17 protein-coding genes and 1 pseudogene are annotated in these 21,893 nt (G+C 69.7%); 10 read left to right on the top strand and 8 right to left on the bottom strand.

Going from position 1 to position 21,893, the window contains the following annotated elements; genetic code table 11:
• Positions 1–92: 92 nt before the first annotated feature.
• On the bottom strand, positions 93–1,898 hold the full coding sequence (gene glmS / locus AC4BGE_RS08480; RefSeq protein ID WP_490574984.1) for a glutamine--fructose-6-phosphate transaminase (isomerizing): 1,806 nt from the start codon (positions 1,896–1,898) through the stop codon (positions 93–95).
• Positions 1,899–1,925: 27 nt separating this feature from the next.
• Positions 1,926–2,117 (bottom strand): hypothetical protein, encoded by a 192-nt coding sequence (locus tag AC4BGE_RS08475; RefSeq protein ID WP_490574983.1) that lies wholly within the window; start codon positions 2,115–2,117, stop codon positions 1,926–1,928.
• A gap of 268 nt (positions 2,118–2,385) precedes the next feature.
• Here AC4BGE_RS08475 and AC4BGE_RS08470 point away from each other — a divergent pair, with 268 nt between their 5' ends.
• The gene (locus AC4BGE_RS08470) at positions 2,386–2,982 is read left to right on the top strand and encodes a YceI family protein (protein ID WP_490570997.1); all 597 of its coding nucleotides are present in this window, start codon (positions 2,386–2,388) and stop codon (positions 2,980–2,982) included.
• A 119-nt stretch (positions 2,983–3,101) separates the two neighbouring features.
• Here the strand turns inward: AC4BGE_RS08470 and AC4BGE_RS08465 are convergent, their stop codons facing one another.
• Complete coding sequence (locus tag AC4BGE_RS08465; protein WP_490570998.1) at positions 3,102–4,886, bottom strand: DEAD/DEAH box helicase; 1,785 nt, start codon at positions 4,884–4,886, stop codon at positions 3,102–3,104.
• Positions 4,887–5,141: 255 nt separating this feature from the next.
• On the opposite strand from AC4BGE_RS08465, the gene AC4BGE_RS08460 reads away from it, so the two are divergent.
• Entirely contained in the window at positions 5,142–6,959 is a 1,818-nt protein-coding gene (locus AC4BGE_RS08460) for an FUSC family protein (protein WP_490574982.1), read from the top strand.
• A gap of 10 nt (positions 6,960–6,969) precedes the next feature.
• Here AC4BGE_RS08460 and AC4BGE_RS08455 read toward each other — a convergent pair whose 3' ends face one another.
• Positions 6,970–8,211 carry a sulfite oxidase gene (locus tag AC4BGE_RS08455; RefSeq protein WP_490574981.1) on the bottom strand — a complete coding sequence of 414 codons (1,242 nt, stop codon included), beginning with the start codon at positions 8,209–8,211 and terminating at the stop codon, positions 6,970–6,972.
• Positions 8,212–8,391: 180 nt separating this feature from the next.
• Between AC4BGE_RS08455 and AC4BGE_RS08450 the strand changes: the two genes are divergently transcribed.
• From AC4BGE_RS08450 to AC4BGE_RS08425, 6 genes are all read left to right on the top strand, one after another.
• The gene (locus AC4BGE_RS08450) at positions 8,392–8,640 is read left to right on the top strand and encodes a glycine zipper domain-containing protein (RefSeq protein WP_490571001.1); all 249 of its coding nucleotides are present in this window, start codon (positions 8,392–8,394) and stop codon (positions 8,638–8,640) included.
• A gap of 87 nt (positions 8,641–8,727) precedes the next feature.
• Positions 8,728–8,940: a glycine zipper domain-containing protein gene (locus AC4BGE_RS08445; protein WP_490571002.1), complete on the top strand. Its 213-nt coding sequence runs from the start codon at positions 8,728–8,730 to the stop codon at positions 8,938–8,940.
• A gap of 25 nt (positions 8,941–8,965) precedes the next feature.
• Complete coding sequence (locus tag AC4BGE_RS08440; protein ID WP_490574980.1) at positions 8,966–9,487, top strand: metallophosphoesterase family protein; 522 nt, start codon at positions 8,966–8,968, stop codon at positions 9,485–9,487.
• A gap of 7 nt (positions 9,488–9,494) precedes the next feature.
• Positions 9,495–10,511 (top strand): NAD-dependent epimerase/dehydratase family protein, encoded by a 1,017-nt coding sequence (locus AC4BGE_RS08435; RefSeq protein WP_490574979.1) that lies wholly within the window; start codon positions 9,495–9,497, stop codon positions 10,509–10,511.
• Positions 10,512–10,606: 95 nt separating this feature from the next.
• Positions 10,607–12,145, top strand: coding sequence for a hypothetical protein (locus tag AC4BGE_RS08430; protein ID WP_490574978.1), 1,539 nt, complete (start codon positions 10,607–10,609; stop codon positions 12,143–12,145).
• Between the two features lie 30 nt (positions 12,146–12,175).
• Complete coding sequence (locus AC4BGE_RS08425; protein WP_490574977.1) at positions 12,176–14,632, top strand: excinuclease ABC subunit UvrA; 2,457 nt, start codon at positions 12,176–12,178, stop codon at positions 14,630–14,632.
• A gap of 221 nt (positions 14,633–14,853) precedes the next feature.
• On the opposite strand, the gene AC4BGE_RS08420 is transcribed toward AC4BGE_RS08425, so the two are convergent.
• The 3 genes from AC4BGE_RS08420 to AC4BGE_RS08410 form a co-directional block, all read right to left on the bottom strand.
• The gene (locus AC4BGE_RS08420; protein ID WP_490571007.1) at positions 14,854–17,886 is read right to left on the bottom strand and encodes a TrlF family AAA-like ATPase; all 3,033 of its coding nucleotides are present in this window, start codon (positions 17,884–17,886) and stop codon (positions 14,854–14,856) included.
• 483 nt (positions 17,887–18,369) lie between these two features.
• The gene (locus AC4BGE_RS08415) at positions 18,370–18,675 is read right to left on the bottom strand and encodes a hypothetical protein (RefSeq protein WP_490571008.1); all 306 of its coding nucleotides are present in this window, start codon (positions 18,673–18,675) and stop codon (positions 18,370–18,372) included.
• An 873-nt stretch (positions 18,676–19,548) separates the two neighbouring features.
• Positions 19,549–20,400 (bottom strand): Abi family protein, encoded by an 852-nt coding sequence (locus tag AC4BGE_RS08410; RefSeq protein ID WP_490571009.1) that lies wholly within the window; start codon positions 20,398–20,400, stop codon positions 19,549–19,551.
• Between the two features lie 363 nt (positions 20,401–20,763).
• Here AC4BGE_RS08410 and AC4BGE_RS08405 point away from each other — a divergent pair.
• Positions 20,764–20,995: pseudogene (locus tag AC4BGE_RS08405) on the top strand (transposase); the annotation flags it as partial.
• Positions 20,996–20,997: 2 nt separating this feature from the next.
• Complete coding sequence (locus tag AC4BGE_RS08400) at positions 20,998–21,294, top strand: GNAT family N-acetyltransferase (protein WP_490571075.1); 297 nt, start codon at positions 20,998–21,000, stop codon at positions 21,292–21,294.
• A gap of 38 nt (positions 21,295–21,332) precedes the next feature.
• Here the strand turns inward: AC4BGE_RS08400 and AC4BGE_RS08395 are convergent, their stop codons facing one another.
• A complete protein-coding gene (locus AC4BGE_RS08395) occupies positions 21,333–21,872 on the bottom strand; it encodes a hypothetical protein (RefSeq protein ID WP_490571010.1) in 540 nt (179 codons plus the stop codon).
• Between the last annotated feature and the right edge of the window lie 21 nt (positions 21,873–21,893).

Here is a 21,893-nt window from a genome sequence, read left to right as displayed (position 1 = left end):
CCTTGCGCGGCTCTCCGGGCAGCCTAGGCGGCGCCGCGCCCGAGGTCGTCGGGCGCAGCGCACAAGGCTGGTGCCCGGGTCGTCGGCAGGCCTCACTCGACGGTGACCGACTTGGCCAGGTTGCGGGGCTTGTCGATGTCGTGGCCCAGCGTCGTGGCCGCGTGGTAGGCCAGCAGCTGGAGCGGGACGGTGAGCAGCAGCGGGTCGAGCTCGGGCTCGGTACGCGGGACGTCGATGCGGGTGACCTCCAGGTCGCCCAGGTCGACCTCCGCGTGGGTGACGACCACCAGCGGGCCGCCGCGGGCCGCCACCTCGTGGAGGGCGGCCACGTTGCGCTCGGTCAGCTCGTCGTGGGGGACGATCGCCACCGTCGGCAGGGTCGGACTGATCAGCGCCAACGGGCCGTGCTTGAGCTCCGAGGTCTGGTAGGCCTCCGCGTGCCGGTAGCTGATCTCCTTGAACTTCTGCGCCCCCTCCCGCGCCACCGGGAACCCGCGCACCCGCCCGATGAAGAAGAGCGACTCGGCGGTGGCCAGCTCGGCGGCCACCTCGGCGATCCACGGCTCCAGCGCGAGCACCTCCCCGATCTGCTCGGGCAGCCGCTCCAGGGCCTGGACCAACCTGCGGCCGTCGGCGACGGAGAGGTCGCGGACCCGGCCGAGCTGGAGGGCGAGCAGGGCGAAGCCGAGGAACATGTTGGTCAGCGCCTTGGTGCTGGCGACCGCGACCTCGGGGCCGGCGTGCAGGTAGATGCCGCCGTCGCACTCCCGGGCGATCGCGCTGCCGACCACGTTGACCAGGCCGATCACCCGACCGCCCTTGCGCCGGATCTCCTGCACGGCGAGCAGGGTGTCGATCGTCTCCCCCGACTGGCTCACGGCGATGTAGAGGGTGTCGGGCTCGATGATCGGGTTGCGGTAGCGGAACTCGCTGGCCGGCTCGGCGTCGGCGGGGATCCGGGCCAGCTCCTCGATCAGCCCGGCCCCCATCTGGCCCACGTAGTAGGCGGAGCCGCAGCCGAGGATCTTGACCCGGCGCACGGCCCGGGTCTCCCGGGCGTCCATGTTGAGCCCGCCGAGGTGGGCGGTGCCGAAGCGCGTGTCGAGGCGCCCCTGCAGCATCCGGGCGGCGGTCTGCGGCTGCTCCAGCATCTCCTTCTGCATGAACGAGTCGTGCTCACCGGCCTCGTAGGACTCCGGGTCGATGTCGATGTGGGAGGCCACCTTGCCGGTGGTGGTGGTGAAGCCGGTGGCGGTCACCGAGGCCATCTCGCCGTCGTCGAGCATCACCACCGAGGTGGTGTGGCGGATCAGGGCGGCCAGGTCGGAGGCGACGTACATCTCGCCGTCGCCGACGCCGAGGATCAGCGGGCTGCCGTTGCGCGCCACCACGATCTCGCCGGGGTGGTCGACGTGCAGGACGGCCAGGCCCCAGGTGCCGGAGACCTGGGCGAGCGCCTCGCCGACCTTGTCCTCCAGGGTCTTCGCGGTGGAGCGGGCGACGAGGTGGGCGATGACCTCGGTGTCGGTGTCGCTGGCCAGCTCGACCCCCTCGTCGGCCAGCCGAGCGCGCAGGTCGTGGGCGTTGTCGAGGATCCCGTTGTGGACCACCGCGACCAGCCCCTTGCCGTCGGTGTGCGGGTGGGCGTTGACGTCGTTGGGCGGGCCGTGGGTGGCCCAGCGGGTGTGACCGATGCCGGTGTGCCCGGTGAACCGCTTGGGCAGCGTGGCGGCCAGGTCGCGGACCCGCCCCGCCCGCTTCTCGACGCGCAGCGTGCCGCGGTCGCTGATCACGGCCAGTCCGGCCGAGTCGTACCCGCGGTGCTCGAGCCGGGCCAGGCCCTCGACGAGCAGCGGCGTGGCGTCCTGCGGTCCCACGTAGCCGACGATTCCGCACATGGTGGTTCTCCTGGGGTTGGACGGCGTTCAGCCGTAGACGATCCGGCGCAGCTGGCGCTCGGTGAGCCGAGGTGCGGCCACCACGCGGGTGGCCAGCTCGGCGGCGATGAGGGGGAAGATCTCGGCGTTCTTGGCGCCGTACGTCTTGAGCTGGGCATGACGGCGACGCACGAGGTCTTCGACGGGCTCGTCGTAGAAGGCGAGCACGTCGCCGACCACCCGACGTACCTGCGACTCGGGGAGTCCGGTGGTCGCCCGTAGGTGACGGACCAGAGCCTCGTCGTCGTGATTCCCCGGCGCCCGCACCTGACCAGATTCCCTCGCCGACTCGTCCAGGGCAACTTCCTGCCCGAAATCGGGCAGGACTCTCTCGTGATCCAGGTCACATCACGCGACGGAATGTTGCGCGGGCACATTCGCTTCTAATAGTTGAAGACTTAATCAACTCCAGGCTCGCCGCCTGGCCACCGATCCCAGGGAGTCCCGCATGAGCATCTTCAGCCGCAAGGCCGACAAGTCCGAGTCCTTCGACGCCCCCACCACCGTCCTCGACGACGTGACCGGCGACTACACGATCGACGCGAGCCACTCGCGCCTCGGGTTCTCCGCCCGCCACGCCATGGTCACCACGGTCCGCGGCGCCTTCAAGGAGTTCGAGGGCACCGCCCACGTCGACACCGCCGACCCGGCCGCCTCGTCGGTCAAGGTCACCATCAAGACCGCCAGCATCGACACCGGCTCCGAGGACCGCGACGGCCACCTGCGCTCGGCCGACTTCTTCGACGCCGAGGCCAACCCCGAGATCACGTTCGTCTCCACCCGGGTCGCGCGCGACGGCGCCGACTGGTCCGTCACCGGCGACCTCACCATCAAGGGCGTCACCAAGCCGGTCACCATCGAGTTCGAGGAGACCGGCTCCGCGCAGGACCCCTTCGGCAACACCCGGATCGGCTTCGAGGGCGGCACCACCCTCAACCGCAAGGAGTGGGACCTGACCTGGAACGCCGCGCTGGAGACCGGCGGCGTGCTCGTCTCGGAGAAGATCAAGCTCGAGTTCGACATCTCGGCGATCAAGACCGCCTGAGCCCCGCGCCACCAGGCCACCAGGCCACCAGGCGCCACCAAGGCGTCACCAAAGAAGAAACTGGTGGGTCGGTGCGCCGGAGGACCCCTCCGGCGACACCTTCCCACCAGTTTCTTGTGTCAGTCCTTGTGCCGCGGCTTCTTCCGCTTGTCGAACCCGCCGTCGCGCTTCTCGTAGCCGCCCTCGCGGGGGGCCGACGAGCGCCGGGGACCGTTGTCCTTGGCCAGCTCGATCAGCTTGCCGGAGATCCGGGTCTCCTTGAGCGCCTCCCAGGTGCCCGGGGGCAGGGTGGCGGGGAGGTCGACCAGCGAGAAGTCGGGCCGGATGTCGATCTTGCCGAAGTCGTTGCGGCCCAGGCCGCCCTCGTTGGCCAGGGCGCCGACGATCTGCCGCGGCTCGACCTTGTGCCGCTTGCCCACCGAGATCCGGTACGTCGCCAGGTCGGCGTCCGAGCCCGCCCGGCGGGGGCCCTTGCCCTCGCGGCTCGGACGCGCGCCACGGTCGCTGCGACCGCCCCGGTCGTCGTGCTCCTTGGGGGCGTGCAGCACCTCGGCCTTGGGGTCGAGCAGCAGCGGCTGGGCGCCGTACATCACCGCGGCGAGGGCGGCGGCGACGTCGACCTCGGGCACGTCGTACTCGTTGACGTAGTGGTTGACCACGTCGCGGAAGAAGTCGATCCGCTCGGTGTCGGCCAGCGCCTGGGTGATCTGGTCGTCGAACCGGGAGAGCCGGGTGGAGTTGACGTCCTCGACGCTCGGCAGCTGCATCTGGGTCAGCGGCTGGCGGGTGGCCTTCTCGATCGCCCGCAGCAGGTGGCGCTCGCGCGGGGTGACGAAGGCGATCGAGTCGCCCTTGCGGCCGGCGCGGCCGGTGCGGCCGATCCGGTGCACGTAGGACTCGGTGTCGGTGGGGATGTCGAAGTTGACGACGTGGCTGATCCGCTCGACGTCGAGACCGCGGGCCGCCACGTCGGTGGCGACCAGGATGTCGAGCTTGGCGTCGCGCAGCTGGTTGATGGTGCGCTCGCGCACCGGCTGGGAGACGTCGCCGTTGATCGCCTGGGCGGAGAACCCACGGGCGCGCAGCTTCTCGGCGAGCGCCTCGGTGACCTGCTTGGTCCGGACGAAGACGATCATCCCCTCGAAGTTCTCGACCTCGAGGATGCGGGTCAGCGCGTCGACCTTCTGCGGGTAGCTGACCATCAGGTAGCGCTGGGTGATGTTGGCCGAGGTGGTCGTCTTGTTCTTGACCGTGACCTCGACGGGGTCGTTGAGGTGCTTCTTGGAGATGCGGCGGATCTGCGCCGGCATCGTCGCGGAGAAGAGCGCGACCTGCTTGGTCGCCGGGGTGTCGGCGAGGATCGTCTCGACGTCCTCGGCGAAGCCCATCTTGAGCATCTCGTCGGCCTCGTCGAGCACCAGGAAGCGCAGCTCGGAGAGGTCGAGGGTGCCCTTCTCGAGGTGGTCCATGATCCGGCCGGGGGTGCCCACGACCACGTGGACGCCGCGGCGCAGCGCGGAGAGCTGCACGCCGTAGCCCTGGCCGCCGTAGACCGGGAGCACCCGGACGTTCTTCTGGTGGGCGGCGTAGCGCTCGAACGCCTCGGAGACCTGGAGCGCGAGCTCACGGGTCGGCGCGAGCACCAGGGCCTGCGGCGTCTTCTGCGCGGGGTCGAGGTTGGAGAGGATCGGCAGCGCGAAGGCCGCCGTCTTGCCGGTCCCGGTCTGGGCCAGGCCGACGACGTCGCGGCCCGCCAGCAGCGGCGGGATGGTCGCGGCCTGGATCGGCGAGGGGCGCTCGTAGCCGACCTCGCGGAGGGTCTTCAGGACCGACGGGTCGAGCCCCAGCTCCTCGAACGTGGGTACTTCCGGGCTCGCCTGATCTGCCGGCACTTCGTCACTCATGGTTGACACGGTAGTCGCACGCGTGCCTGAGTGAGGATTTCGGGTCCGCGCGACCTCGGTCACCACGCGGCGGAAAGGCCCGCGACAGCACCTCGGGCGCGGTGGCCCGCTACCCGGATGGCGGCCCAGGAGCTGGCTGACCTGGGCCGGGTGGTGCGCCCATGACCCTGCCCATGACCAAGGCCTCTGGTCGGCCCCTGTCTCCCGGCCTACCGTCGGCCTGACCGGACGCCGTCCTGCCTCGGGAGACCTGCCATGGGAAATGGTGATGCCGCGGGGAGCGAGGCCGCCACGAAGCGCCCCGGCGGCAGCCCGGTGCTGATCGTGCTGATGCTCATCGTGGTCGTCCCGGCCGTCCTCCTCTCCGACGCGTGGGGAGCGGGCCCGGCGGCTGTGGTGGGCGGCCTGACCGGCCTCTTCGCGCTGGTGGCCTTCATGGGCGGGCCGCTGCGGGCCGACCTGCGCGTCGCCGCCGTGCTGGGTCCGCTGCTGGTCTTCGGCGCCGTCGTCCCCCGGACGGTGGCCGAGGCCTGGCGCCCCGCGGGGATCGCCCTGGTGGTGCTGCTCGGCTTCGTGGCGGCGCTGCTCCCGCTGCTGGGGCCCCGCTTCGCCAACGCCGGCCTGGGGCTCGGCATGACCACGGTCTACGGCTACGCCTACGCGATCAAGGGGTCCGCGGACCTCCAGCAGCTGGTCGCGGCCACCCTCGCGGGCGTCGCGGTGGCGCTGCTGCTCCGCCTACTGCTGGGCGTCTCGGACCCGTCGAAGCCGACCCGCGAGCAGGTGGCCGAGGTGCTCGTCGCCGACGACCCCGGCGCGGCCACCACCACCGCCTTCGGCACCTGGCTCAGCGACGGCAGGCAGCGCTGGCTGGCCGACGCCCTGGATGCGGCGTCGCGCTACCGCCTCGCCCTGCGCTCCCTGGAGCTCTCCGGCGCGGCCGGCGCCGAGGCGGACGAGGTCGCCTGGCTGCGCCGGCGCGCCGACGAGCTCGCCGACCGGTTGCGGGCCAAGCCCGCCCGCGACGGGTCTGCCGGCACCGCGGGCGCGGCCTCCCCGACCCGCGTCCCCGACGCCGCGACGGCGGTGCAGCAGGCCGCGGCCGCGCTGGAGGTCGTCGAGCACGCGATCACCGAGCACGACACCAGCGCCGTGGAGCTCGACCGGGACGGGCGGCGCCGCTTCAAGGACGCGGTGCTGCACCCGTCGGCCCGGCTGCGGTCGGTCCAGGTCCGCCACGCGCTGCGCACGGCGTTCGGGCTGCTGGTGATGCTGCTGGTCACCGCACCGCTGGGCTCCGGCGACCCGCTGGTGGCCACCGTGCTGCTCACCACCTTCTCGATCCTCCAGGCCAGCTGGCGCGACACCTTCGTGAAGGCCCGCGCCAAGGTCGTCGGCGTCTCGGCCGGCTCGCTCGCGGTCGCGCTGATCCTGCTGCTGGTGCCGTCACGGCACCTGGTCGAGGTCGCGGCCGTGGCCCTGTGCCTCGGGCTCTGGTTCATCGTCACCCGCCCGGCGCTGGGGGCGGCGTTCATGGTGATGGTCAGCGTCGGGCTCAACGCCGTGACCCGCGACCTCGACCCGGCCACCCTGCTGGTGCAGTACGTCGGGCTGACCGCCTGTGCGGTGGCGGTGGGGCTCGTCGGGGGCTTCGTCGTGATCCCGGCGTTCCGCCCGCCGCCCCTGCGCCGGCGCATCGAGGAGGCCACCGAGGCGACGACCGCCGCACTCCGGGCCGCCACCGGAGAGCGGAGGCCGCTCTCGGAGACGGTGGCGCTCCACCTGGACGCCGCGCAGAAGCAGGACGAGCTGGTCCCCGACCACGACGACCTCGACGCCCGCCAGCTCGACGAGCTCGACCGGCTGCGGACCGGGCTGCAGGACCTGACGACGCTGGTCGACGCGCGGCGACCCGACCCGGTGGCGCTGGGCCAGGTCGTCCGGGCGCTGGAGGCCGACGACCCGCCGGCGGCCGACGGGCTGCCCGGCTCGGCCTCCTCCACTCTCTGGGACCTCGCCAGGCAGGCCGGGGACGCGCGGCGCGACCTGCTGCGGACGCTGCCGGCGGCCTGACCGGCATCCCTCAGAGGACCGTGACCGGGTGGGAGGCGACCGCGCCGAAGAGGTAGCCCTGCTCGTTGAACGGCACGCTGTCGGGCTGGACGTTGCCCCGGTCGTCGCGGGCGCGGACCCGGATCCGGTGCTCGCCGGGCCTGGCGTGCCACAGGAGGCTCCACTGCCGCCACGCCTTCTCGTCGTTGCGCCACGACAGCTGCGCCGGGCGCCACGGGCCGTCGTCGACCGAGACGTCGACCCGGACGATCCGGCCCAGGCCGGACCAGGAGCGGCCGCTGAGGAGCCGGAGGCCCCGGCCCACGGTGGCGGGGAACGGCAGCTCCAGGGCGCTCTTGACCACCTGGGTGGTCACCAGCGGGGTGTCGGGGTAGTCGGGGCCGAAGAGGCGGTAGCTGGTGGTGTTCCACTGGGAGAGCAGCGGCATGGTGGAGACCTCGATCTCGCCGACCCACTTCACGTGGGAGATGCCGACCCAGCCCGGTACGAGCAGCCGCACCGGGTAGCCGTGGTCGGGCGGCAGGGTGCGCCCGTTCATCCCGATCACCAGCAGGGTGTCGGAGGCGAGCGCCTTCTCCACCGGGATGGGGCGGCGGACGGCCATCGAGTCGAGCCCGACGGGCATGACGTCGAGGGCGGCGCGGTCGAGGCCGGCCCGGTCGAGGACGTCGGAGAGCCGGACGCCGGTCCAGGTCGCCACGCCGATCGCGCCGAGGCCCCAGGTGGTGCCGGCGGCAGGCGTGCCCTGCTGGCTGCCGAAGAGGTTGCGGGCGTTGCCGGCGCACTCCACCGCCCGGGTGACGGTGACCCGGGGCAGGCGCAGCAGGTCGTCGTAGGAGAGCGAGACCTCGCGGCGTACGCCGCTGCCGTGGATCCGCAGCCGCCAGGTGGCGACGTCGATCCGCGGGGTGGTGGTGTGGTTGCGGACGAAGAACCGGTCTGCCGGCGTCAGGTAGCCCTGGCCGCGCATCGCCTCCCAGCGCATCTCGGCGTTGGTGCCGCGCGGGGTGAAGAGCTCAGCCGGGAGCGGCTTCACGATCCCCGGCACGGGCGAGGGGGTGGGCGTGGGTGTCGGGGTCGGCAGCGCGGGATGCGCCCACGCCGGCGACGGTCCGAACACCCCGCCCACCTGGGCGGCGACCACTCCCCCCGAAGCCGCCGCCGCCCAGCTCAGGAGACGGCGGCGGCTGAGACCTGCCCGCTCCGCGCGCTCGGCGTCGTACTCGCCCTCGCGCATCAGACCACGTTCCATGCCGCCACCCCGTCCCAAAGTCATGTAATAAAGTCAAGAATAGGGAGATTCTCGGTCCTGGCAAGAGTGGACGGCTACCCAACCGTCGCGCGGGCGTAATGCTCGACGCACCGTCCTGAGGGCGTGCGGGACGCGCAGACGGCCTTCCCACCCCGCGTGCGCTGGGTGAGAATCCCGGACATGACCGACTCGACGGACGACCCGACCCCGGAGGCCGACGGCCCCGACGCACCTGACGAGCCCGGGGCACAGGGGCCCGACCGGAACAGGCGGATGGCGCTGGGGGTGGTGCTGGGCCTGTTGCTCGGGGTCGCACTCTCGGTGGTGTTCGAGAGCTGGGCGTACCTCGGCTTCGGCATCGCCCTGGGTGTGGCGTTCGGGGTGACCCCACAGGGGGCGGGGGACGCGAAGGGCGAAACCGAGGAGTAGGGACGGCGGCCGCCCGCTGTGGGTGATCGCTGCGCATCCTGATCAGGATCCTTGCCCGAGGGATCGCCCCGTGGCACCGTCGCGGACATGACTGACGAGCAGAGCCACCCTGCCGACGGCGAGAAGAGCAAGGACGACGAGAAGGCGACGAGGGTCGCGATGGGGGTCTCCCTCGGGCTCGCGTTCGGTGTCGCCCTCTCCCTGATCTTCGACAGCTGGGCGCTGCTCGGCGTCGGCCTCGTGCTGGGGCTCGCCTTCGCCGCGGCCCCCTGGAGCGGTAGCTGGAGCGGAAAGAAGTAGCCCTGCTTCTAGTTGACTGGGCCTCATGACGACCCGGCTCCTCCTCCTGGCCGACACCCACCTGCCCAAGCGCGCCCGCGACCTGCCCGCGCAGGTGTGGGCGGCGGTGGACGAGGCCGACGTGGTGGTGCACGCGGGCGACTGGGTCGACGTATCCCTCCTCGACGAGCTCGAGGCGCGCTCGCGCCGGCTGGTCGGCTGCTACGGCAACAACGACCACGGCGTGCTGCGCGAGCGGCTGCCGGAGGTGGCCCGCGTCGAGCTGGACGGCGTCCGGCTCGGGTTGGTCCACGAGACCGGGCAGGCCAAGGGGCGCGAGGAGCGGTGCGCCGCGGCGTACGACGACCTGGACGCGCTGGTCTTCGGCCACAGCCACATCCCCTGGGACACCACCGCCTCGACCGGGCTGCGGCTGCTCAACCCGGGCTCGCCGACCGACCGCCGACGTCAGCCGTTCTGCACCTACATGACCGCGGTCGCCGAGGCCGGCGAGCTGCGCGACGTGGCGCTGCACAGGCTTCCCCCGCGCCACCACGATCCCTCATAGTCGGGACATGAAGGTCCTGGTGCTGGGAGGGACGAGGTTCGTCGGGTGCGCCCTCGTCGAGGAGGCGGTGCGTCGCGGCGACGAGGTGACCGTGGTCAACCGCGGGAGCGCCGGCCCGCCCGACGGGGTGCGGGCGCTGCGAGCCGACCGGCGGGTCCCCGGCTCGCTCGCCGCCGCCCTCGACGAGGCCGGCGACGGGTGGGACACCGTCCTCGACACCTGGTCGGCGGAGCCCACGGCGGTCCGCGACGCCGTCCGTCTGCTGCGCGACCGGGTCGGCCACTACGGCTACGTCTCCAGCCGCTCGGTCTACCGCTGGCCGCTGCCGGTCGGTCTCGACGAGGCCGCGCCGGTGGTCGACGGCGACCCTGCCGGCACCGACCAGGCCGACTACGCGGCCGCCAAGCGGGGCGGCGAGCTCGCGGTGCTGGAGGGCTTCGACGACCGCTCCCTGCTGGCCCGCGCCGGCCTCATCCTCGGGCCCCACGAGGACGTCGGCCGGCTGCCGTGGTGGCTCGACCGGATCGCCCGCGGCGGCCGGGTGCCCGCGCCCGGTCCGGCGGAGCGCCCCCTGCAGTACGTCGACGCGCGCGACCTCGCCCGGTGGATGCTCGACGCCGCCGAGCGCGGGGTGACGGGCGCGTTCAACACGGTGAGCCGGCCCGGTCACGCCACCATGGGCAGCCTGCTCGAGGCGTGCCGCGCGGCCATCAGCGCCGACCGGCCGGAGCGTGCCGCGGGCGAGCTGGTGTGGCTCTCCCCCGAGGCGGTCGCGGCGGCGGGGGCGACCGGGTGGAACGACCTGCCGATCTGGGTGCCGCCCACCGGGGAGCTGGCGGGGCTGCACGACGGCGACGTCTCCGCGGCGCACGACGCGGGGCTGACCTGTCGCCCGGTCGAGGAGACCGTCGCCGACACCTGGCTCTGGCTGCGCACCCTGGGCGGGCTGCCGACGCGCACCGACCGGTCGCCGCTGGGGCTCAGCCCGGAGGTGGAGGCGGCGCTGGCGGCTGCCGCGGGCTGACCGGTCCGGGACGAGACGGTGGCGCCGGCCTCGCGCGTGTGCTCTGATGACGGGCAGCCGCCCGGCCGGGCGGCTGCGAGCACCACGGGGGTCCTGTGAATCGCGCACGTCTTCTCCTGCTTCCGACGGTCGCGCTGGCGACCGTCGTCCCCGCCCTGGCCCTCGGCGGCACGCTCGCCCCGGCCGGCGCCGCCGCGGCGACCACCTGCCAGGGCAAGCCCGTGACGATCGTGGCCTCCAGGACGGTGACGGTCGGCACGGAGGGCGACGACGTGGTCGCGATGTCGCCCGGCGACTGGCGGACGTTCGACGCGCTCGGCGGCAACGACACCATCTGCCTCGCGCTCGCCGCCAGCGTCCAGGGCCGCGACATCCTGGCGCCCGTCGGCGAGCTGCATGCGGGGCCGGGTGACGACGTGGTCGTCAACGAGACCGCCCCGGCTGCCTCCACCTCCTGGATGACGGTCTACCTCGGCGCCGGCAACGACACCTACACGGGCAGCGACACGACGGCCAGCGAGGCGGTCTTCACCGACGCCGAGTCCGACCAGGCGCTCATCCCGCCGACCGGCCCCCAGCGGGACGTCGTCGACATGCGGGGCGGCCCCGCCGACCCCGGGCTCCAGCGGGCCGACATCGTGATCACGGCGCCTCCCGCGGGTCAGGTCAACGACGACGTCATCGTCTTCGGTGCGGGTGTCGCCGAGGTCGTCTACGGCGGCGTGATGGCCGCCGAGGGCCGGGTCGACCTGTCCGCGGCGAGCAAGGCGACGGTGGCGCTGCGCGAGCTGCCGGGAGCGGCCGTGCCCGCTGGCGGTGAGCTGTTGATCGATGCACCCGCGGGGCGGGCCAGCGTGGGCGGCGTACCGGTGCTGACGTGGCAGGGTTCGGTCCGCCGGTGGGAGCTCGGCGCATGGGACGCGCCGGCGTGGCACAACCCGGTGACCTTCGTGGGCACCGACGCCGACGAGGTGCTCGACGTCGACGCCGGTCACGTCGTCGACCTGCGGATGGGCGGAGGCGACGACCTCGCGAGCCTGGGCTACGTCGGTGAGCCGCTGCGGGTGCTCGACGGTGGAGCCGGCCACGACCAGGTCTCGTTCTCGCAGTCGTGCACCCACCTGGAGGTGCGGGTCGGCGGCAAGGTCACCTGTGACTGGACGGCCTCCCCGCTCCTCGGGTTCGAGGGCGTGACCGCCGACAACCCGGCTCCGGGCGCGCGGCTGACGATGATCGGCACCGACCGGGCGGACCTGGTCGCCGGCACTGCGCACGAGATCACCTTCCGCGGCGGCCGGGGCGCGGACAAGGCCAAGTTGCAGGGCGAGACCCTGCGGGCCTTCGGCGGGCCGGGCGCCGACATGCTGAGAGCCTTCGGCGTCGACGTGGTGCTCCGCGGGCAGGCCGGCGCCGACCGGCTCGTCCTCGACCGCGGGATGGGCGGGCTCAGCCGGCAGCAGCTGGCCCTCGGCGGCGCTGGGCGCGACGTGCTGATCGGGAACTCGAACAAGGGCAAGGCCGTCGACCGGTTGATCGGTGGTCCCGGGCGCGACCGGGCCGACGGCATGAGCGGTGGGCGCGACTACTGTGACGCCGAGGTCACCCGGCGGTGCGAGCGGGGTCCGGGCGTGTGAGGGTCGCCGCGCTCGGGTAGGAAGTCGTCGATGACTTCCCCCGAACCTGACGGCTGCGTCCGCGTCCGCGGCGCCCGTGAGCACAACCTCCGCGACGTCGACGTCGACCTGCCCCGCGACGCGATCGTCGCCTTCACCGGCGTCTCCGGGTCCGGCAAGTCGTCCCTGGCCTTCGGCACCTTGTACGCCGAGGCGCAGCGCCGCTACTTCGAGTCGGTCGCTCCCTACGCCCGGCGCCTGCTCCAGCAGGTCGGCGTCCCGCACGTGGAGGAGATCACCGGCCTGCCGCCGGCGGTGGCGCTCCAGCAGCGCCGCGGCGCGGCCAGCTCGCGCTCCACGGTCGGCACCATCACCACGCTCTCCAACCTGCTGCGCATCCTCTACTCCCGCGCCGGCGACTACCCGGACGGTGCTGAGCACCTGGCCGCCGAGGCGTTCTCGCCGAACACCGCGGCGGGTGCCTGCCCGACCTGCCACGGGCTCGGGGTGGTGCACGACGTCGCCGAGGAGCTGCTCGTCCCCGACCCCTCGCTGAGCATCCGCGAGGGCGCGATCGCCGCCTGGCCCGGCGCCTGGCAGGCGCACAACCTGCGGCGGATCGTGAAGAACCTCGGCATCGACATCGACCGCCCCTGGCGCGATTTGAACCGGCGTGACCAGGAGTGGCTGCTCTTCACCGACGAGCAGCCGCGGGTGCTGATCCGCCCGCAGGACAAGGACGGCGGTGGGGGCCGCGACTACATGGGCACCTTCCGCAGCGCCCGGCGGCACGTGCGCCAGGTGCTGACCGGGTCGGGCAGCGAGAAGATGCGCGCCGACATGCAGCGGTTCGTCCGCAGCACCCCGTGCCACGACTGCTTCGGCAGCGGGATCCGGCCCGACGCCCTGCGGGTGAGGTTTGCCGGCATGTCGATCGCGGAGGCCAACGCGCTGCCGCTGACCGAGCTGGTGGAGCGGCTGCGCCCGGCCGCCGCGGGGCATGAGGACGACGCCGCCACCCGGCTGGGCGGCGACCTGGTCGCCCGGATCGAGGTGCTGCTCGGGCTGGGGCTGGGCTACCTGGCGCTGGGCCGCAGCTCGACCACCCTCTCGCCGGGCGAGGGGCAGCGGCTGCGGATCGCCACCCAGCTGCGCTCGGGGCTCTTCGGGGTCGTCTACGTGCTCGACGAGCCGTCCGCGGGGCTGCACCCGGCCGACGCCGAACCGCTGCTGGCGCTGCTCGACGACCTCAAGGCCGCGGGCAACACGCTCTTCGTGGTGGAGCACGACATGGACGTCGTACGCCGTGCCGACTGGGTCGTCGACATCGGCCCGGGCGCCGGGGAGAAGGGCGGTCAGGTGCTCTACTCCGGGCCGGTCGCCGGGCTGGAGGCGGTGGCCGAGTCGGCCACCTCCGACCACCTCTTCGGCCGTGCGGAGCGGCTGGAGCGGGAGCCGCGGGAGCCCTCGGGCTGGCTGCACCTGGTCGGGGTCTCCCGGCACAACCTGCGCGACGTCTCCCTCGACCTGCCGCTGGGCGCGATGACCGCGGTCACCGGGGTGTCGGGGTCGGGCAAGTCGACACTCGCCGTGCAGGTGCTCGGCGAGGTCGTACGCCGTCACCTGGGGCTGGCGCCACTCTCGGTCTCGTCTGGAGAGGACGACGAGGAGGAGGTCTTCACCGGGGAGGTCGACGTGCGCGAGGCCCGCGGGGTCGACGCCTTCGACCGGCTGGTGGTGGTGGACCAGAAGCCGATCGGCCGGACGCCGCGGTCCAACCTGGCGACGTACACCGGGCTCTTCGATGCGGTGCGCAAGATCTTCGCGGCGACGCCGCTGGCGAAGGAGCGCGGGTACGGCGCCGGCCGGTTCTCCTTCAACGTCGCCGAGGGACGGTGCGAGAAGTGCCAGGGCGAGGGGTTCGTCTCTGTCGAGCTGGTCTTCCTCCCCAGCACCTATGCCCCGTGCCCGGAGTGCGGCGGGGCTCGCTACAACCCCGAGACGCTCGAGGTGACCTACCGCGACCGGACCATCGCCGACGTGCTGGGGATGCCGGTCGACGAGGCCGCTGTGTTCTTGGCCGACGTGCCGGCGGCTGCGCGCGGGCTGGCCGCGCTGCAGTCGGTGGGGCTCGGCTACTTGCGGCTCGGGCAGCCGGCGACCGAGCTCAGCGGCGGCGAGGCGCAGCGGATCAAGCTCGCCACCGAGCTGCAGCGCACCGACCGCGGGCACACCCTCTACCTGCTGGATGAGCCGACGTCAGGCCTGCACCCCTCGGACACCGCGCTGCTGGTGCGGCAGCTGCACCGGCTCGTGGACGCGGGGAACACCGTGGTGCTGGTGGAGCACGACCTGGACACGATCGCGTCCGCGGACTGGGTGGTGGACCTGGGGCCGGGTGGTGGGGACGCCGGTGGGCAGGTGGTGGCGACGGGGACGCCGGCGGAGGTGGCTGCGGCGGGGGCCGGGGTCACGGCGAAGTACCTCGCCTCGCGGTCCGCCGGGTGACGCCGGACGGGTGGCCCCTTCCACCCAGACAGACGCAGATGGGACGCCGACTGGCCATGATCGCGGCCAAGCTCTATCACGTCGTCCTTGCCCGGTCGGCCCTGCCGCTGACTGGGGCAGCGGAGCCTCAGTGCCCGGTCGAACCCCCAAGGCGACTGGGGCTGCAGATGCTGCCAATCATTCGTAACGAACTCGCCTGGCAATCTGAAGAGCGCAGAGGGCTAGTGGGGTTTCCCGACGACGTCGGTGTACTTGGTGCTGCGGCTGGCGAACGCCTCCCGGGTTCCCTCCAGGACGTCAATTGTCGATTGTCCGATCTGCAATTCGGCTAGGGACCCAGAACGATAACTGAACTGCCCATCGAAGCTGGCGACGACAATCTGGTCCGCATCACCGACGACAGCAAAGTTTGGATTGTGGGTGACTGCGATTATCTGTCGGCGTCGAACCGCCTCTTGAAGCGCCGGAACAAGGACGTTGCGGACGGTTTGATTGTCCAAGTTCTCTTCCGGCTGGTCGAGCAGGAGAGGGCGCTCTGACTTGTCCACGAGCAGGTAGAACAGTAGGAGAACCAGCCCGCGTTGCCCAGGTGAGAGTTCGGACAACTCGGCCCCGTCCGCGCGGATAATGTATTGACTCTGGAGCCATTCCAGCCCGTAGATGGCAGTCAACAACTCCGCGGGCGCGTGGCCGCTTCGCATAATGACATCTAGGGAGCGAGAGGCACCGTCGAGCCGCCCCCCGTCTCGACCTAGTCGGTCGACTAGCCCGTCCAACGCCTTCAGGACCTTGTCAGCGTCGTCGAGGTCGACGTCTCCCAGGAGCGTGGCATCGCGGTCGGGCGCTGTCATGTCGGGGAATTGGCCGAGTCTCTGGCGATTGACCATGTCCGCCCAGCGATTCGCGAAGTCGCGTACGCGGAACTCGACGTCGAACGCCAAGCGCGCATCCATCGCTAGTTTGTTGGACTCTACGAACTGCGTAGCGGGTTGGTACGCGGCACGTTGAAGTTCCTTAATCGACGACAGTGCTGCGTGAACCTCGTTGAAGGCCGCTCGCAACGCCGTTGTGGCCGACTCAATCGCGTCAGGGATGCTTGCGAGTTCGGACTCTAGCGCTGCAACGCCACGGACGCTTTCCGGTTCTCCGGGCTCACCTAGCAGGCCTTCCTGCTGTGCACGAAGGTCAGACTGCTGAATCAGTAGCGCTTGCGCCTCGTCGTTCAACGATTGCAGTGCGGCTTGTTTCTCGGACACAACTCTCGTGACGACTGCAAGTTGGTCCTCTAGCCCTCCGGACTGCGCCTGTGCCCCTTGTAGAGCGGTCATCTCTTCCGATCGGGCAGTGATCCAGGACGTGATAGCTGAGTCCTCGAAGCCGATTTCGAGCAGAGTGTCCACCGCGACACCGATCCGCGTCCCAACGTCAACGGCGATGGAACGCGCTGTGTCGATGGCTCCTTGCAGACGCTTGTGGAGATCGCCAACCTCCTCGACACTGGTCGAGATGGCCTCGCGGCGAAGGCGTAAGTCCTCGACAGCATCGAGGAGTTTCTGTTGCTCCTCCCGCACAGAGCGAAGCTCCGCCGCTTGCACTTGCTGCTCGACCGACCCACTAGACTCAATTTCAAGCGACACCGCTTCAAGAGACGCGGACACCTCCGTCAACCGCGCGTCTAGGGCCGCCCTCCGCGTCGATAGGTCCAGCAGTTCGAGTTCCACTCGTCGGTGTTGCAGCGTGGACAAAGCTTCGGCGCTTGTGGCGATCTCGGCGCGCGATTCTTTGAGCGTCGCCTGGTGCGCGACACCCTGCGCATGAAGTAGTTGATTCAGGCTTGTTGCTGACCCGCGGTCCGCGTCATCAATGTGGCGGAAAACGACCCGCTCAATTTCCCTCTCGAAGTCTTGCTTCGTCGCGCTGTTCGGGTCCGCGGAGCACACCTTCTCGATCAAAGACTGCGGCAGATAGTCGACGCGGATGGCTGATGCGGGATCGAAGCCATCGTTAAGGCGGGCAGTCGACGTCGACCCGTCAGCCCACTTCACCTCGGCGCGATAGGCGCTCGCGACCCCGCGTTGAGCTCTGAAGCGCTTAGCGTTTAGGAAGGAGAAATCGTCGTGACGGTCGCTGTTCGCCGCTAATGCAATGCTGTCAAGTAGTGCGGACTTGCCCTGTCCCTTGTTTCCGATGACTACGATGAAGCCCGGGTTCAGCGGGATATGAGAATGAAACAGCGGATCGGCGATCTCACCGTCCACTGGGGCGATACAGACATTGGTAATCGAGGATCGGGGCGCGTGCGCTACTCGGGTCAGCACGTCGGGACGTTCCGCCGTGCTGACGCGATGATCGTATTCCTGAAGGGCTTGGCGAAGTCCCTTGAAGGTTGGGTCTGCGTTGATCCAGGTGAAGCAGTACCCGAGTCGCGTGTGCGAATCCGAGTTGGCCCAGGTGTGGGCATCGCTGCAGTCGAGAAGATGGTGTCGAACCTGGGCGCTCCGTAAGGAGGCAAGCGACTTATCGAACGCCTCTCGCGTCTTCGCGGCGGTGAATACGGCGTGCACGCTGTTCACGAAGGTCTTCTTGTGCGCGATCGATCCAGCGTTCCACTTGATGGTGTCCCACTCGACCTTACCGAGGGCGAGGATGACGTGTTGGCGTAAGTAGGAGTTGTCGGCAATGCCCTTTCGGAGGGCTTCGAAACTTACGTTGAGATTGTTGAAGCCGATTTCCAGTTCGGACTTGTGAGCGAACTCGCCTCGTTTCTCGGGCGGAGTGGACTCGATGATCTTCTTACCGAGACGTGCCATAGATGCGCGCGTGGGCACCTCTGTCCAATCAACGGGCTCTAAGCTCGGGGTCAACTGGTACCGACCGCGCAGAAGTGCAGAAAGTTGCTGCATTAGATCATCCACGGGCTCCGCGGGATCGAGGATCAGGTGGAGATTGAGGCGCTTGAGACTGCTCTCACTCCCACTGAAAGTGTCGCAACGAACTTCGATGACCGGGAACACCTCATCGATATTGGCTAGCCGTCCCGACTCCTTGGCTTGTCGAACCTTCGTGTAGCCGTCTAGAAACCAGTAGTCGTTGATGCCCAAGACCCGTACGTCACTGGGCAGTCCTTCCAGTTCGTCCAGGAATCGGGGCCATCGTTCGGCCTCCGCGCCCTTGTAATCCTGGATGATGGAGTCGGGCGTGTGCACATGCAGGTCCCACATCCGCCATTCGGAGCCTCGTTCATACGCGGTCATTCTTGGCATCCCTTCCCCGATGTGACGGCCGCTCCGAAGACTAGAGGTAGACGCCCTCCTTCGCAGAGTGAATCGAACACGGGAGGCGCGGTGGCAAGCCACGAGCGGTGGGGCTAAACACTTCACACTCGGTTCAGGCCAACATCCCTCCAATCATTCGCGCCCACCTCCCTAGCGAGAACGCTCGTTGGGGAGGGCCGATGCCCACGTTTGAGCAACCGCCGTCCGACACCGAGGAAGCACGGCGCGCTCTGCGCGGCCCAGCGCACGCGTCGCTAACGAATCTGGACCCGGCCCAGATCTATCCGATACTCGGTGCGCTTTCGGCAGCCGCGGACTCAAGGAGCCAGTCGCTGCGTCAGCTCGCGGCCTTGGGTCTGCTGCACGGACAGTTGACATTGCGGTGCGTCCCTTCGCCGCCTGCCGGCCTCGCGACCTGCGGGACGCGTTGCTCGACGCGAACGGAGCAAAACGGGGATCAGGTTATGCAGGCTGCCAGCGGTCGAAACAGCGGCGGGTCTCTGTGTGCCAAGGGGTCTTGCCGGCGCGAAACCCGGGTCCGGGCTCACCGGACTTCTCGTTGACGACCAAGACTGCAAGAGAAGGTTCCTTGCGATCCATGCAGTCCTGGCTGAGCCGATCCAGCACTCGACGAATGTGGTGGGAGAGCGGGACGTTGGGGTCGAGGTCGATGGCGCGGGCGAGCTCGCCGTACGTCATCGTGGAGCGGCGCATCGAAGCGGTGATGAGCGCGGGCCTGGCCTTAGCCGCCAAGTGGTCGTAATCCATGCCGGGCAGCCTGCCAGACGCAGCGTCAGCCCGGATCCGCTACGGCGGGCGCCAGAGTGGCCCATACCGCCGCGAATGTGACACAGAGTTTCCATCGCTCGCTGGAGTTCATCCGTGCCTCTGACAAGCGAGTCAATGCATCAACGACAGGACGACGATCTCTGGCCGTCCCGCACGGCGCGGTCGCACGCATCCACCGCTTCGCTTCTCCACTGCGCACGTATGTCTAGTTGTCGCACCTTCCTCCGTTCTCGGATCGCTGACAGTGACAAGACTCCGCGGGAGCGTGAAGCGACCGACAAGCAATGCACAGCGCTCGGTTTGGTTCACGCGCCGGCGTCGGCACGGACATGGGCTCGGGAGCTCGGATACTCGTCCGATCTCGCTCTTCGAGCTTGGCCTCCCGTAAGAGGCGGATAGCATCCTTCTGGATTCTCTTTAGTTGTTGAGGACCGGCGTATGTAGCGGATGCGGGCGCACTCTCCCCCTCCTGCCTCGCCACTCGAAGCCACAACTGGGGATCCAGGAATCCTCGAGCGCTGATCACTCGCCTAGCCGTCGTGCGCCAACACCCTTCAGGAAGCTGGGACAGGCGCCGCAGAGCCTGCAGGTCTGCTGGTCGGTCAGATTCAGGCATCGGATGACCAAGGGCCTGCTCCGCCACCCGTAGGAGTCTGGCGAGTAACTCGTAATTCCCCGCGGGGTCCCACATTGCCATCCAACGATGATCGTCGGAAGCGGGGTCACCCGCGCAGCATATTCAGAAGGCGCGGCCTCTTAGTGTGGCTCCGCGGAACTCATCGGACGTCGATGTGTGACCGGACCGAGCTGTCTCCGCTGACACTTGCGGCGGGTTCAGGGACGTATCCTTCCCTAGGTTCTCTGGCCCGGGGATGGGTGTAGATATCCCGCAACTAGGGGGCAGTCGGAGCCCAGATACTGCAGTACCTCAGCCAAGCCCTCGGCTGCTTGCGTGGCTGGAGCGTGGACCTTGAGCATCTTCTCCAGAGCCAGCAATGTGGGAAAGAGGCTGTTGGCCGACCACCTCGGTAGGCGCTTGCGATCCGTGTTCTTGCCGGTGAACGGGCAAGGGAGCTTGTTGTAGCGATGCCAGAGCTGAGCGTGGTGAGCGCAACTGTTGCGAAGGTAGCGCAAGGAGTTGATGACGCTCGGGAATTCCTTGCGCTTGAATCCGAGGGTCTCCGCGACTGAGTGGGCCGCGGTTTCATCGACGAGACACTCAATCAGCTGGGCTACGGTTCCGAACGAGGCATCTTCGATCGCGACCCAGATCGGGACAGCAGAGCAGTCCCCGTCCTGGATGTAGTGCCGCACCGCCGGATGCTTCGATGCCAACAGAGACTGTGTCCAGTCATCCGGAATACGTTGTGCACGTGCAAGATTGGCTTTGTAGGCCTGCTTCTGGAGGTAGAAGGCTCCGCTGCCGTGCGTCTGGGAGAGGTTATGAGCCAGTGGGCCGCGGATCAACCGCTCGGCCGCGAGTAGGGCCGGAAGCGTCTTGGCGCGAACCCAGTCGTCGCGCTCCATCGCGCCAGTGACATCCTCGAAAGTCACGCCATTTTGGAAGTCGTTCATGCCCGAGGTGGGGCGGATCTGAAACTCTCGCGCGTATCCGGACAGGCGGTAGTAGTTGTCGCGCCGGAGGTACGCCTCGGCTGCGGCCTTGTCAGAAACCTTCAGCTTGCGCTGCACCAGCAGCTGCACCTGTTGGGCGACGCTCAGGTGCGGCTTCGACGTGGAGAAAGCTGCGGGGGGTTTAAAAGACATTGGCCCTGCCGATTTGAGGGTTTCCGCTAACGCTGTGCGCCATCTAAGCGCGGAGGTGCGAACGGAACTTTAACCTTGGCAGGGCACTGATGGACGTAAGTTAGCACGAAGGGCCCGTCGTAGGGAAAGCCTTGACAGGATCCCGCGGCCACCCGCGTGGACACCTGGCTGTGTCCAGCTGGATCGGGACTGCCGTGACGGCTTCGGTCACGGCGAGGTTGAGGTAGGTGGCCCTTCCAGGGCACGCAGGATCGAACAGTGAGGCCACGACAGCCCGCAACTGGGCTGGCGGCGCCCATCATCAACGCCTTGTTGTCCGCTGACGCCGATGCGGTGGTCGGCGCCGAGTACGGCCGCCCGGATCCTGCGCGGACCGCGCAACGCAACGGCTATCGTCACCGTCCGCTGGACACCCGCGTGGGCACGATCGACGTGGCGATCCCAAAGCTGCGCAAGGGCACCTACTTCCCCGAGTGGCTCCTCGAGCGCCAAGCGCTCGAAGGCCGCGCTGATCACGGTGGTGGCTGATTGCAGATCGGACGAGTAGGGCTGCATCCGTGGCCGGAGTGGGACGAGCTCGAGCTCGGCTGGGTCCTGGCCCGGCGGAGCCAAGGTCGTGGACTGGCCCAGGAGGCTGCCCAGGCCTGGCTCACGTGGGCATCGGTCGCGCGCCCGGCGCCGTACCTCACGGCCGTCATCCACCCGGACAACCACGCGAGCATCCGGCTGGCCGAGCGGCTCTCCTTCACCTTCTTGCGGCCCGACGTGACGCCGTGGAGCGACGCCGTGATCTATCGCCATGACTTCTCCGCGAGGCCGGGCGCCACCTGATCAGCGGCGGCTACGCCGTCGGATCGATGCAGGCCTCCTCAGCGTCCCGGCCGCGTCAAGCCTTCCTCCTCGTCAGGCTCCGCCGAGCCGAACGCGTCCGCCGTGATGACGGCGATCATCACGATCCCGGCGACCACAGCCGCGGCCGACGCCGCGGCATCGGCGTACACCCAGCCGGCACCCAGGCCGATCGCACCGATCCCCGCCATGACCGCCCCCAGCCTGGTGAACATGGGCGTGGCGAAGGCCGCGGCGAAGGGCAGGAAATGCAGGCCCACGGCCACGACGATGAGGGCGGGGCGCAGCTCGTCGCGACCCGCCTCGTCCAGGAGCGCACTGCCGAGGCCGATCAGGAGCAGCATCCCGACGACGCTGCCCACGTAGACCAGGCCGGCGTACCTGCCGATTGGAGCAGGCGCCTCGAACCACCGGGGGGCGACGAGCACGAACCACAGGTAGGCGGCGAAGGCCACCAGCCAGACCAGGGCCGCGACGGTCGTCCACGGGTCGCCGAGCTCGCCGCGGTTGACCATCACGAAGACGGTGCCGCCGGCAGCTCCGATGGTCGTGCCCCACACCCGCGGGTCCCACAGCCGCTG

Source organism: Nocardioides sp. Z50_6 (assembly GCF_058215755.1).
This window is presented reverse-complemented; position numbering and strand designations above follow the sequence as displayed.